This window comes from Streptomyces sp. NPDC005791 (assembly GCF_042871485.1).
Lineage (GTDB): Bacteria > Actinomycetota > Actinomycetes > Streptomycetales > Streptomycetaceae > Streptomyces.
Genome location: NZ_JBIAIP010000005.1, coordinates 262,450 through 275,279, shown reverse-complemented (window position 1 = coordinate 275,279; position 12,830 = coordinate 262,450). Strand labels below are relative to the sequence as shown.

Sequence of the window (12,830 nt, the reverse complement as noted above, 5' to 3'; positions counted from 1 at the left end):
CGTCGCTGGGACGCCGGAACGGGTGGCGGCCCCACGGAATGCTGGAGGGCGCACAAGGTGGCGCGTCCCCGGCGGCGGACGTAGCGGCGGGCATCCGGCCGGCGGACGTGGCAGCGCCCGGTGTCGCAGACCGGCCGCGGCAGCCGAACTGCGGTTCCACCGCCCCGCCGCAACAAGGCGCCCCGGCCCGCTCGTCACGACCGCCCATGACGTCCAGCTGACCGACCTGGCGGTTCGGACGTCCGCCGCCTCCCCGTCACCTGGCACGAGACACGGGGGCTGCCACGCCGCCTTCCACGGCGTGGCGACCGCCCGGGCTCAGCGCTTGCACCTCGAAAGCGCCAGGGCCGCGCGGATCGGGCACGGCCCCGGCGCGCCGTGTCGCGGTCAGCTCCGGAGCTCGCGCAGGTACTTCGCGAACTTCTCCAGGCCGTCGATGTTGCGCGGTCCACTGATGCCCTCGTTGTAGTCGAGGACGAAGAAGTTGTTCTCCCTGACAGCGGGCAGTCCCTTCGTGTGGGGGGACTTCTTCAGGAAGTCGATCTTCTTCTGGGCAGGCAGGTCCCCGTAGTCGAGGATGACGACGACTTCCGGCTCCGCTTCCGCGACCGCCTCCCAGTTCACCTGGGTCCACCGCTGGTCCAGGCCGCCGAACACGTTCTTGCCGCCGGCGGTCTTGATGATGTCGTCGGGCGGGACCTGGTTGCCCGCCGTGAAGGGCTGGTCGGTGCCCGAGTCGTACAGGAAGACCGGCACCTGCTCGCCCTGGGGCGCCTCCTCCTTGACGGCCTCCACCCGCTTCTTCAGCCCGGAGACGACCTCGTTCGCCCTGTCCTCCACCTGGAAGATCTGCCCCAGCCGTTCGAGGTCGGTGTAGAGGGCCTCGAACGGGGTCAGCTTCTCCGGGAACTCGGGGTAGTTGTAACAACTCTCACTGTGCATGAAACTCTGGATGCCGAGCTTGTCCAGGATCTCCGGGGTGATACCCCGCTCGTCCTTGAAGCCCGAATTCCAGCCGGCCACCACGAGATCGGACTTGGCCTCGACGACGAGTTCCTTGTTGAGGAGATCGTCACTGAGCATCTTCACCTTGGCGTAGTCACTCGCCCACGGTGACTCCTCCACCGGCGGATTCGCCGGCGGCATCACGTAGCCGTACACGTGGTCGGCCAGACCGAGACTGAACAACTTGTCGGCGCTTCCGCCTTCGTACGCCACGGCACGCTCGGGGATCGTGTAGGAGACCGGCTCGCCGCACCTCTTGACGGTGACCTCCTGGGGCGCCCTGGCGTCCGATTCGATCTCGGCGCCGCAGCCACTGAGCAGCAGAACAGCCGCGAGCGCGGATCCGAGCGCGGAGTGACGCCGCACCGAGCCGGGGAAACGGTTCGTGATCATGACGTGGTGGTGCCTTTCACCGGGAGGAAGGGAGGGAGTACAACAACTGCGGATCACCGGTCAGCGGGTGGGACACGATGCTGGCCTTGACGCCGAACACCTCGTCGACGAGTGCCGTGGTGAGGACGTCCTCAGGTGTGCCGGTGGCGACGAGGCGCCCCTCACGGAGCACGCCGAGGCGGTCGCAGGCGGCCGCGGCGAGATTGAGGTCGTGCAGCACGACCAGGACCGTGAGCCCCGAGTCACGCAGGATCGACAGCAGTTCGACCTGATGGCGCACGTCGAGGTGGTTGGTCGGCTCGTCGAGTACCAGGATCTTCGCCTCCTGGACCAGCGCCCGGGCCAGCAGCACACGCTGGCGCTCCCCGCCCGAGAGCGTCAGGACTCCACGCCTGGCGAGGTGGCGGATGTCGAGCTGGTCCATCACCCGTTCGCACAGCTCCCGCTCCCGGCGGCTGAGCGCCTGGTTGCCCTGGAGGTGCGGCGTGCGTCCGAGTGCGATGACCTCGTCGACGGTGAAGTCGAGTTCGACGGCGCCGTCCTGGGTCATGGCCGCGATGACCTGCGCAGAGCGACGCATCGTCAGCTGGGGGAGTTGCTGCTCGCCCACCCAGACGGTACCGGAGCTGGGACGCAGTGCGCGGTACACGCACCTGAGGGCGGTGGACTTGCCGCTGCCGTTCGGACCGACCAGGCCCACGACCTGGCCGCTCCCCACGTCCATGGACAGGTCACGTACCAGGCTCCTGCCGTCGGTGACCACCGAGAGCCCGTCAAGCCTGAGGTCCATCTCAACGCCCCCCGAACATGTAGCCCTTGCGGCGCATCAACGTGATGAACACCGGCACCCCGACAAGGGCGGTGATGACGCCCAGGGGCAGCTCGCGTGGTGCCACCAGCGTCCGGGACACCAGGTCGACCCACACCATGAAAATCGCTCCGGCCAGGGGTGCCACGGCCAGCACACGGGCATGGGTTGCGCCGACGACCATGCGCACCAGGTGGGGCATGACCAGCCCGACGAAGGCGATGGCGCCACTGACGGCGACCATCACCCCCGTCACGAGCGAGACCACGACGAGCAGGACCTTGCGGTGCCGGTCGGGGCTGATCCCCAGACTTGCGGCGGTCTCGTCCCCGAGGGCCAGCACGTCCAAGGCCCGGCCGTACCGGTACAACACGACCAGGCCGAGAAGGACGACCACGGAGACGACCGGGAGCGCACCCCAACTGGCGGCGCCGAAGCTCCCCATCGTCCAGTACAGAACCATGCTGGTCGCTTCGCTGTCCGGCGCAAAGTAGATCATCAGGCTCATCACCGCCTGGAAGCCCAGCGACATGGCCACGCCCGTCAGGACGAGACGCAGCGGGGAGAGCACACCCCGGCTGGACGAGGCGACATACACCAGGAGTGACGCGGCCAAAGCACCGATGAAGGCGCCGGCCGATACCGCGTAGATGCCCAGCGCCGCCAGTCCCCCGGAGATGGTGACACCGACGGCTCCGACCGAGGCGCCCGAGGAGACACCCAACACGAAGGGGTCGGCGAGCGCGTTGCGCACCATGGCCTGGATGGCCACGCCGACCGCGCTCAGCCCAGCCCCCACGAGCGCCGCGAGCAGCACCCGTGGCGTGCGGATCTGCCAGACGATCTGGTACGTGGTCACCTCGTCAGCGGCGACGCGACCACCGCTGACAGCCGCCCACATGTACCGGGCGGTCTCCCCCGGCGTGATCACGGCGGCTCCCAGACCGATGGCCGCCACGACCGAGACGAGGAGGACGACGAACAGCATGGCGCAGGCCGACGCCAGTACGTTACGGGAGACGAGCCGGCTCTTCACGTCGGTGACGGGTTCGAAGGGGGGCGCGTCGGCTGAGGTATCGGCGCCGCTGCCCGTCGATGGCGCGGAGGTTGTTGGCGGTGACATAGAACTGGGCCTTCCCGTATCGAACGGAACGTACGTGCCAGGCGCGTGGCGTCCACCCCTCGCTCTCGGGCGGACGCCGGTGCCGCTCCGGCTACGCGGGAGCAGACGCACCGCTCGCCTCGGCCTTGCCCGCCTGACCGGCGCGATGCAGGGGGACGGTGGCGCTCAGCGGCGCCACATCCCTCCCGTCCGAGGGTGACAGCGGGACCAACATATATGAAAATGATAATCAGTACTACCCTCTCCGGCAGGCGGCACCTCGCCGGACCGCGGAGGCCGGAGGTCGCACTCCGGACCCTTCCGGACCCACCCGCCGGCGCCGCCACTCCTGGAGCGCGCGGATCCGCCACACCCGGTCAACGAGAGGGCCCCGCAAGCGAGTAGGGCGAAACGCGATGGCTGCATCACACCTCGCACGGACCCAAGTCGGCATTGACAGTCATTTTCATCTGGTGGATGCTGCTCGAGCCCCGGGCCATCCTCCCCGTCCAGCGGCCGCGGTGTCGGGGCCCCTCCACGTGATCTGCTGGGAGCAGCATGTCGACCTTGCACGACCGCCACCGGACGTGGCGAGCGGCCTCATCCCGAGGTCCTGCGGGTGCAGGGCGAGTATCGGATCCAGCCAGGATCCAGCCACGCCCGCCCGAGCGGTGAGCGTCCCGCACAGCAGTGAGGGCCTGCTGTTCCCACCGTGGGCCGTCCTGCCGTGTCGCGAGCCGCACGAACGCCGACACGGCCAAGTGCTGCCGGGCCGTGTGGCGTTCCCCGGCCCGCGACGGTTCACACCAGCCTGACCCGGCCGCACCCGGTTCCTGACTCCAAGCGCTTCCACCACACACCCCGACCATCGGAGGACCGATGACCGACCGGACCGCAGCGTCCCAGGACGATGCCCGTGCCCTGCTGGACTCGCTGCCCGACACGCTGCCCCCGGACGAGATCCTCGCGATCAACAGCTCCAGGTCCGACATCCACACCACGCGGACGTACGACTACAACGGCTGGGCCTTCACACTGCCGCCGGGCGTCTTCAAGCCTGGTGACACCAGCCGCATCGTGCACGACCGGTTGCTGGACGGCACAATTCCCGTCAGGGGCCGGTCGTACGCGGCCATGGGCGTCGGCCTCGGCGTCGAGGCCGTCATCGCCGGCACCCTCGGGGCGAAGGAGATCTACGCCGCCGACATCCACCCGGACAGTGTGGCAACGGCCGCCGAGCACTACCGGCGCATCGTCGGGGACCGCCCGGACACCATCTTCCGACCCCTGGCGTCCAATCTCTTCGAGGAGTTCCCGGACTCCCCCCACCTGGACATCATCACCTTCAACCCGCCTGCGGTCAGCGCACGGACCAGCGATGACCCGACCGTGGTCCGCAACGTCTGTGTGGGCGCCGGGATCGTCATGCGCTTCTTCGACCAGATCGTCACGCGCGACCTGCTCGCACCCGAGGGTGAGATCTACCTGATCGTGTCCAACACCGCGGAACTGAGGCGCATCGTCGGCTACGGGGTGGACTGCGGGTTCCGTCCCGAGATCGTGCACCGTCAGACGTGGGAGGGCGACGACTGCCAGGCGTACCTGTTCAAGCTCATCCGCCACGACGCCGCCTGACCGGGAGGACACCTATGCATGAGCACATAGCCGAGGCCGTCAAGGAACCAGACGTCGTGGCGGTCCCGCCGGGCGCGATCTGCCTGCGTTTCGAGACGATGAAGCTGTACTCGGCCCTCGGTGCCGTACGCCACCTGCTGGACACCGGACAGGTCAAGCCCGGCGACACCCTCGTCGACAGCTCCAGCGGCATCTACGCCCACGCGCTCGCCCTGGCCTGCCACCGCTACGGCCTCCGCTGCCACATCGTCGGGTCGACGACGGTCGACCGCACCCTCCGTGTCCAGTTGGAGATCCTCGGCGCCACCCTGGAGCAGGTCCGCCCCTCCCGGAACCTGCGCCTCGACCAGAACCTGCGTGTCGAGCGGATCGGCGAACTGCTGCGCGAGAATCCGCATCACCACTGGATGCGGCAGTACCACGACTCGATTCATTACCTGGGGTACCGCGACGTCGCCGATCTCATCCGCAAGGAGGTGCCGGAGGGCCCGCTGTCGCTCGTCGGGGGCGTGGGCACCGGGGCATCGACCGGCGCCATCACCACTTACCTGCGCGAGGCGGGCCGGGAGGTGACGCTCATCGGGGTACAGCCGTTCGGCAGCGTCACCTTCGGCGCCGAGCACGTCTCCGACCCGGACATGATCATCGCCGGTATCGGCAGTTCCATCCCCTTCCAGAACGTCCGGCACGACCTGTACGACCGCATCCACTGGGTGAACTTCGACTACGCCATGTCCGGCGCCGTCGAACTCCTGCGGGTCGGCGGCATCTTCGCGGGCCTGTCGGCGGGGGCCGCGTACCTCGCCACGCTGTGGGAGCTCCGGCGCGACACCGACAGGACGTACGTCTTCCTCGCCGCCGACACCGGACACCGCTACGTGGACAGCGCCTACGCCAACCACGCCGACGCCGTGGGCCTGGGATCGATGCGACCGCATGAGGTGACGGCGCACGACGAGTTGCGGCACCCGTGGTCGGCGATGGACTGGCCGCCCGGTGACAACGCATTGGTGCGTGGCGGCCCTGAGCTGGTGCCCGAGAGGGCCTGACGTCGCAGGACCCAGACGAGCCCACCGGCCCGGCCGGCGGACACCGCGCGTACCGGTCCGAGGGACACGGTGACCGTCGAGGCACCGGGCGGGCGGCTCGCCCCTCACTCCCCGACTCCTCCACTTCTTTCGTCAACCGCCCGAGAAGGAACCGACTTGTCCCCCTCACAGCCGTACTCCGTACCCGAGCTCCAGCAGGCCGTCCTCGACGGCGCTCACGGCCCCCGTCCACAGGAGCTGGCCGTCACCAGCGCCTTCTGGCTTCATCACACCACCCGGCTCGCCGGCAGCCAGGTCACCTACCGCAACAACTACCTGCTGATGAGGTCCGGCGACGCCTTCGGCGCCTGCTCGTTCGAAGCAGGCGAGGTCACCCCCGACTTCTGTGCCGACGCCTCCGGGCACACCCTCGAGACCCTCATCCGGCACGACTCCGCGCCGGTGCGCGTCGCCGCGCTCGACGCCTACCTCGGGCGGGTACAGCCACATCGCAGCGCTGCGAACGCCGAGACCGTCATCCTGCCCACCGGAACGCCGGAGGAGCGAGCGCAGGCCAGGGACGCGGCCGTCGCCGGACTCCTCGACATCACCCACGGGGCGAAGGTCGCCCTCATCGGCGTCGTCAACCCGCTCGTCGCCGCGATCCGCGAGCGGGGCGGTGTCCCGCTGCCCTGCGACTTCAACCTGGGTACGACCAACTGGGGCGACCCCGTCACCGACGACATGACGCAGGTGCTGGCCGAGGCGGATGCCGTGGTCGCCACCGGGATGACCCTCAGCAACGGCAGCTTCGACCAGATCCTCGAACACTGCCGCAAGCGGGGGCTGCCTCTGGTGGTGTACGCCCAGACCGGCAGCGCCGTCGCGCGCGCCTTCCTGGGCACGGGCGTGACCGCGCTGTCGGCCGAGCCCTTCCCCTTCTCCCAGTTCAGCGCCGACGCCACCGCGCTGTACCGGTACCGGGCGGAGGAGGCGTGAGCGGTGAGCCCCTGGGGGCGGCAGCCCCCCTGGCACCGGGTGCGGCCGCCGACGCGGGCGAAGGTGCGGTACCTGGCGATCTGAAGATGACCCGTCTCCTGTGGCCGTACATGCTCGCCTCGGCCGTCGGGCTGGTGCCCTTCACCATCTACAGCACCTTCCTGGTGCCGATCGCCCACGCGGCTGACGGGAGCGTCGCCTCACTCGGCCAGCTGCGCGGCCTCGGCGGACTGGCGGCTCTGGCCGTGGGAGCCGCGCTGGCGCCGCTGATCGACCGCGTACGAAAGGAATGGGCGGCTGCGGGCGGGCTCGCCGTCCTGGCCGTTTCCGCCGCGCTCGGTGCGAGCGGTGACTTCCTGCTCCTGGCGGCGTTCTGCCTGCTCGTCGGCGCCGGCACAGCGGTGCTGAACCCGGCGCTCACGGCGGCCGCCGCCGACCGCTTCGACCACGACGCCGCCGCGGGGCGCGCGGCGACCCTGATCACCGCCACCCAGTCGCTGACCGCCCTCCTCGCGGCGCCGCTCGTGGCCCTGCCGGCCCTGCTGTGGGGCTGGCAGGGCGATCTGTGGGCCATCGCCGCGATCTCGTGCGTGCTCGCCCTCTACTTGCTCCTGCGGGGCCGTCGCCAGGATGCGGACGGTGGGGCCGGGGAGCCGCTACACCGGGTGGAGAAGCCGGGCTATCTGGAATCGTTCCGGCTGCTGGGCGCTCTGCCAGGAGTGGTCCCGCTGCTCCTGGTCGCCATGCTGCGGACGGCGGCCTTCATGGGATACCTCGCCTACCTGGCTGCCTTCTACGACGAACGCTTCAGCCTCGGGCCCGAGACGTTCGCGATCGTGTGGACGCTCAGCGGCACGTCGTTCTTCCTCGGGAACCTGTTCGCCGGGCGGCTGCTGAGTGGGGAACGGCCGAGGATACCGAGCGAGCGCCTGATGGCAGTGGCCCTGCTGGTGGCGATGTCCGCCCTGGTCGGCGTCTTCCTCACGCGGTCACTGTTCCTCGCCCTCCCGCTGACCGCACTGGCCGGCGCCGGACACGCTGTGGTGGCGGCCTGCGTCACCACACTGCTCGTACGCCGATGCGGCTCCCTGCGCGGCACGGCACTGAGCGTCAACGCCGCCGGAATGAGCTTCGGTGTCTTCCTCGGCGCCGGTCTCGGCGGCGTGGGGCTCACGCTCGGCGGGTACCCCGGTACGGCGGCGGTCCTGGGCGGGCTGACGCTCCTGGCACTCGTCCTCGCTCGAGTGGTGGCCCGGTCCGCTCCTGCGTCCACCACGGCCTGAGACACCGCCGCCCGCCTGGCACACGACACTACGCGGTCGACGACGTCGGGGTCAGTGTGATCTCCCTGCTCGGTGTCGTGTGGCAGACAGTGACACGGGTGCGGTGCCGGGTGATCCGGCGTCACCGCGCGGTCCGGGACACCGGCGCGGAGGGGCGGCTGCGGGCCGGTGACCGTCGCCAGGCACGCAGCCGCAGGCTGTGGGCACCAGGCTGAAGGGCATCCGCATCCCCGACACTCAGCAGGCGTCGGCCGTGCGCAGGGTCAGGATGCGGACGGTGCGCTCACCGGTGTGCGCGTCGCGTCCGTGACCGTGGTGACTGATCGTTTCGTCGATGCCTCACTTCCCAGACGCTCCGGGCCGCCCCAGCAGCCGGGCCCCTACCCACCCATGCGAGCGTCCGCGGGACATGGCATTCCGCGAGCCGGGTCAAGCGGTGCTTGCGCAGCGGCAGGCGCGGAACAGTTCCGCGCCACCCAGCCCGACCTCACCAGGACGACCGGGTACAGTGCGCGCCGGCAGTCTGGTTACTTGAGGAGGGGAAGCGTGACCGACACCAGCGAAACCCGATCCGCGGACGGTGCGGCGCGTGCGACCCAGCAGGGTCGACTGCGCCGCCTGATGCGCTACGCCCCTTCGATCGCCCCCGTCCTGCTGTGGACTGTGCCCTGCTGGGTGCTGCTGCACGCCGGCCAGCACTGGCCGTTCCCCGTGGCGCTGGGCGGCACCGCCCTGTTCGTCCTCGGCCTGATCGTCATGCCGCTCGCGATGGCGCGCGGCCACGGCCGGCGGCAGCAGGACTGGGCGGCGATCATAGGGGACACCCTCCTCGGCGCCAGCTGGGTACTGTTCACCTGGTCCGTACTGCTCGGGTCCCTGCTGCGCCCCGCCCTGACCGTGACCGGCGTAGGCGACGGTCAGGACCGCGCCCGGATCGTCACTTGGGTGGTCCTCGGCGTAACCGCCGCGCTGCTCGCCTGGGGCTACGCCGAGGCCCGCCGCGTACCACGGGTGCGCCAGCTCGACGTGCGACTCCCGCGCCTGGGAGCCGGTTTGGACGGCACCCGCGTCGTCCTCATCACCGACACCCACTACGGCCCACTCGACCGCGCCCGCTGGTCGGCGCGGGTCTGCGCGAAGGTCAACACCCTGGAGGCCGACCTGGTCTGCCACACCGGCGACATCGCGGACGGCACGGCAGAACGCCGCCGCGCCCAGGCCGCTCCTCTCGCCACCGTGCGAGCCACCCGGGCCCGGGTCTACGTCACCGGTAACCACGAGTACTACAGCGAGGCCCAGGGCTGGGTCGACCTGATGGACGAGCTCGGTTGGGAGCCGCTGCGCAACCGTCATCTGCTGCTCCAACGCGGCGGCGACACCCTTGTGGTCGCCGGCGTGGACGACGTCACCGCCGAGTCCTCCGGCCTGGCCGGCCACCGAGCCCACCTCGCCGGAGCCCTGAACGGCGCCGACCCCGACCTGCCCGTCCTGCTCCTGGCCCACCAGCCCAAGTTCATCGACCGGGCCGCAGCTGGCGGCATCGACCTCCAACTCTCGGGCCACACCCACGGCGGCCAGATATGGCCCTTCCACCACCTCGTCCGCATCGACCAGCCCGCCCTCGCGGGCCTCAGCCGCCACGGTGCCCGCACCCTGCTCTACACCAGCCGCGGCACCGGTTTCTGGGGCCCGCCGTTCCGCGTCTTCGCCCCCAGCGAGATCACCCTGCTCGTACTCCGCTCCCCGCAGCGGCCTCCCGCACAGCCCCGGTGAGCAGGGTCCTGGCAAACCTTCTCATCCCACTGCAAGGGTTTAGTCACTGCCGCCCGCGAGTCCAGCGTCGCGCACTACCTCGGCTTGGCTGTGCCTCTCCGAGTCGCGCGTCGTAGGGCGACGACGAGCAGGGCACGCGTGGGTGCGGATGGGTGGGCGCAGTCCGCCGCACGATCCCCACACCGCTCCCCATTGGCGCAGGCGCTGGGGGGACAGGGACTGCAGGCCGGGCAGCAGCACATCCTCCTCGTCCCGGCAGAAACGCCGGAATTGCTGAGACCTACTTGATGGTCAAAGCAACGGGGCGCGGTAGCACTCTCCGCACGAGGTGGCCCCCCGGTGGACGGTTCGCGGTGGCCGTGCGGGTGGACCGTGTCGCAGGAATGCCGGTGTGCATTGATCGGTGGGGCGAGCTCGACCGGGGGCCTCTTTCCCTTGGCCTTTCAGCGGGCCGTAAGGGCCTGCAGGGTGAGGAGTGTGAAGCCGCCGCAGGCCGTGCTGACGAGCAGCGCCACCGTGACGCACCGGCGGCGAAGCAGATCGCGAGCGTCGTGAGCGGCGCGCTGCCAGGCCAGCTCCGTCCGTAAGCGCTGGGAGGAGAGGAGGTGCTCATGTGCGTAAAGACGTACGAGTTGTCGGCGTTCCGTGGTGGTCAGGTGGGGCATGCGGTTGGCGAACGCCTCCGCCGCGCGCCGAGCTCTCGTGTGTTCGGTTTCGGCCGCGAGGTAGCGCTCGAGCGCGTGGAGTCCGGCGGCAGGATCTGGGGCGGCGTCATCCGCGGGTGCGGGCTTCATGTGTCGTTACGGTCCTTGCCCAGTGGATGAGCGATGCCTTTGCCGGGTTCGAAGACGTCTCGTCGGCCTGACTGCCTGGCCTCCTCCAGCTCGGCGATGGCCGGGTGGTGGAGGTCGAACGCGGGTGATTCGGAGCGGACCTTGGGCAGAGTGACGAAATTGTGCCGCGGGGGCGGGCAAGAGGTGGCCCACTCGAGGGAGCGGCCGTAGCCCCAAGGATCGTCGACGTCGATGCGCTTCCCAGTCTTGGCGGTCTTCCAGACGTTGTAGATGAACGGGAGGGTGGAGGCTCCCAGGAGGAAGGCACCGATGGAGGAGAGGGTGTTCAGGGCGGTGAAGCCGTCGGCGGCCAGGTAGTCGGCGTAGCGGCGGGGCATGCCTTCGGCGCCGAGCCAGTGCATGACGAGGAACGTGGTGTGGAAGCCGGTGAACAGGGTCCAGAAGTGGATCTTGCCGAGGCGTTCGTCGAGCATCGTGCCCGTCATCTTGGGCCACCAGAAGTGGAAGCCGGCGAACGTGGCGAAGACGACCGTGCCGAAGACGACGTAGTGGAAGTGAGCTACGACGAAGTAGCTGTCGTGGACGTGGAAGTCCAGAGGCGGAGAGGCCAGGAGAACGCCGGTCAGCCCGCCGAACAGGAACGTCACGAGGAAGCCGATCGACCACAGCATGGGTGTCTCGAAGGACAGGGAGCCCTTCCACATGGTGCCGATCCAGTTGAAGAACTTCACACCGGTGGGCACGGCGATGAGGAACGACATGAAGGAGAAGAACGGCAGCAGCACCGCTCCTGTGGCGAACATGTGGTGCGCCCACACCGTCACCGACAGTCCGGAGATCGCGATGGTGGCGCCGACCAGCCCTACGTAACCGAAGATCGGCTTACGGGAAAACACCGGAATGATCTCTGTGACGATGCCGAAGAACGGCAGGGCGATGACGTAGACCTCGGGATGGCCGAAGAACCAGAACAGGTGCTGCCACAGGAGCGCGCCGCCGTTCTCGGGGTTGAACACCTCGGCGCCGAAGCGCCGGTCGGCCTCCAGCACCAACAAGGCGGCGGCCAGCATGGGGAAGGCCAGCAGGACCAGCACAGAGGTCAGAAGAATGTTCCAGGTGAAGATCGGCATGCGGAACATGGTCATGCCGGGGCAACGCATGCAGATGATCGTGGTGATGAAGTTGACCGCGCCGAGAATGGTGCCGAACCCTGCCAGGGCCAGACCCATGACCCACAAGTCGCCGCCGACGTACGGGGCGCGCTCACCGCTGCTCAGGGGTGTGTAGGCGGTCCAGCCGAAATCGGCCGCGCCCTGCGTGGTCAGCAGGCTGCTGAGGACGATCAGCCCGCCGAAGAGGAACAGCCAGAACGACAGCATGTTCAAGCGGGGGAAGGCCACATCGGGGGCGCCGATCTGCAACGGCATGATCGCATTGGCGAACCCGGCGAACGTCGGAGTGGCGAAGAGCAGCAGCATGATCGTGCCGTGCAGCGTGAAGGTCTGGTTGTACTGCTCCGCGGACAGGATCTGCAGCCCGGGGCGGGCCAGTTCCGCACGCAGCAACAGTGCCATCACACCGGCGACGATGAAGAAGAAGAAGGACGCGCCCAGATACAGGTGGCCGATCTTCTTGTGGTCCGTCGTGATCAGCCAGCTGATCACGACGCTGCCGGCGCCCCGGCCCTCGACGGGCACCAACGTGGGTGGCTCGGTGGTGGAAACGTTCATGCGCAGACTCCCTCACGCAACGGGAAAGCAGTTCGGGCGCGCATCCCGTGCCCCGAGCTGCACGATGAAGATCCTTGTCTACCGGCACCGGTACCACGGCACGTGCGTCCACCACCCGCGCGTACGGGTGACACGGCAGCCAGGCCAGGAGCTTGACCTCGAAGACGGCGGGCGGGCGAGACATCGAACACGGCAAGTGGCCCCGCTCGGAGGGCTCGCGGCGGCCGTGGCGCTGGTTGGTCCTCGACGACGAAGCCGGAATCTCATGACGTCGCCGCAC

10 protein-coding genes are annotated in these 12,830 nt (G+C 69.2%); 5 read left to right on the top strand and 5 right to left on the bottom strand.

What is annotated here, in order from left to right:
- Positions 1-387: 387 nt before the first annotated feature.
- Genes ACFYSH_RS12860 through ACFYSH_RS12850 form a run of 3 tightly spaced genes read right to left on the bottom strand, consistent with a single transcriptional unit; the run spans position 388 to position 3,194 of the window.
- Positions 388-1,398 carry an ABC transporter substrate-binding protein gene (locus tag ACFYSH_RS12860; protein ID WP_359467877.1) on the bottom strand — a complete coding sequence of 337 codons (1,011 nt, stop codon included), beginning with the start codon at positions 1,396-1,398 and terminating at the stop codon, positions 388-390.
- A gap of 16 nt (positions 1,399-1,414) precedes the next feature.
- The gene (locus ACFYSH_RS12855; RefSeq protein ID WP_359467879.1) at positions 1,415-2,188 is read right to left on the bottom strand and encodes an ABC transporter ATP-binding protein; all 774 of its coding nucleotides are present in this window, start codon (positions 2,186-2,188) and stop codon (positions 1,415-1,417) included.
- A 1-nt stretch (position 2,189) separates the two neighbouring features.
- The gene (locus ACFYSH_RS12850; RefSeq protein WP_359468264.1) at positions 2,190-3,194 is read right to left on the bottom strand and encodes an iron ABC transporter permease; all 1,005 of its coding nucleotides are present in this window, start codon (positions 3,192-3,194) and stop codon (positions 2,190-2,192) included.
- 993 nt (positions 3,195-4,187) lie between these two features.
- Between ACFYSH_RS12850 and ACFYSH_RS12845 the strand changes: the two genes are divergently transcribed.
- The 5 genes from ACFYSH_RS12845 to ACFYSH_RS12825 all read left to right on the top strand — a co-directional run bounded on the left by ACFYSH_RS12845 (position 4,188) and on the right by ACFYSH_RS12825 (position 10,026).
- Entirely contained in the window at positions 4,188-4,943 is a 756-nt protein-coding gene (locus tag ACFYSH_RS12845; RefSeq protein WP_359467882.1) for a methyltransferase, read from the top strand.
- Positions 4,944-4,957: 14 nt separating this feature from the next.
- The gene (locus ACFYSH_RS12840) at positions 4,958-5,992 is read left to right on the top strand and encodes a pyridoxal-phosphate dependent enzyme (protein WP_359467884.1); all 1,035 of its coding nucleotides are present in this window, start codon (positions 4,958-4,960) and stop codon (positions 5,990-5,992) included.
- Positions 5,993-6,148: 156 nt separating this feature from the next.
- Positions 6,149-6,970, top strand: coding sequence for a Rossmann-like domain-containing protein (locus ACFYSH_RS12835; RefSeq protein ID WP_359467886.1), 822 nt, complete (start codon positions 6,149-6,151; stop codon positions 6,968-6,970).
- Positions 6,967-8,253 (top strand): MFS transporter, encoded by a 1,287-nt coding sequence (locus tag ACFYSH_RS12830; RefSeq protein ID WP_359467889.1) that lies wholly within the window; start codon positions 6,967-6,969, stop codon positions 8,251-8,253. The genes ACFYSH_RS12835 and ACFYSH_RS12830 overlap by 4 nt, the downstream gene beginning before the upstream one ends.
- A gap of 546 nt (positions 8,254-8,799) precedes the next feature.
- The gene (locus tag ACFYSH_RS12825; protein ID WP_359467892.1) at positions 8,800-10,026 is read left to right on the top strand and encodes a metallophosphoesterase; all 1,227 of its coding nucleotides are present in this window, start codon (positions 8,800-8,802) and stop codon (positions 10,024-10,026) included.
- A 443-nt stretch (positions 10,027-10,469) separates the two neighbouring features.
- On the opposite strand, the gene ACFYSH_RS12820 is transcribed toward ACFYSH_RS12825, so the two are convergent.
- Positions 10,470-10,820 (bottom strand): hypothetical protein, encoded by a 351-nt coding sequence (locus tag ACFYSH_RS12820; protein WP_359467895.1) that lies wholly within the window; start codon positions 10,818-10,820, stop codon positions 10,470-10,472.
- Positions 10,817-12,550 (bottom strand): cytochrome c oxidase subunit I, encoded by a 1,734-nt coding sequence (ctaD, locus tag ACFYSH_RS12815; RefSeq protein WP_359467897.1) that lies wholly within the window; start codon positions 12,548-12,550, stop codon positions 10,817-10,819. The genes ACFYSH_RS12820 and ctaD overlap by 4 nt, the downstream gene beginning before the upstream one ends.
- Positions 12,551-12,830 lie beyond the last annotated feature (280 nt).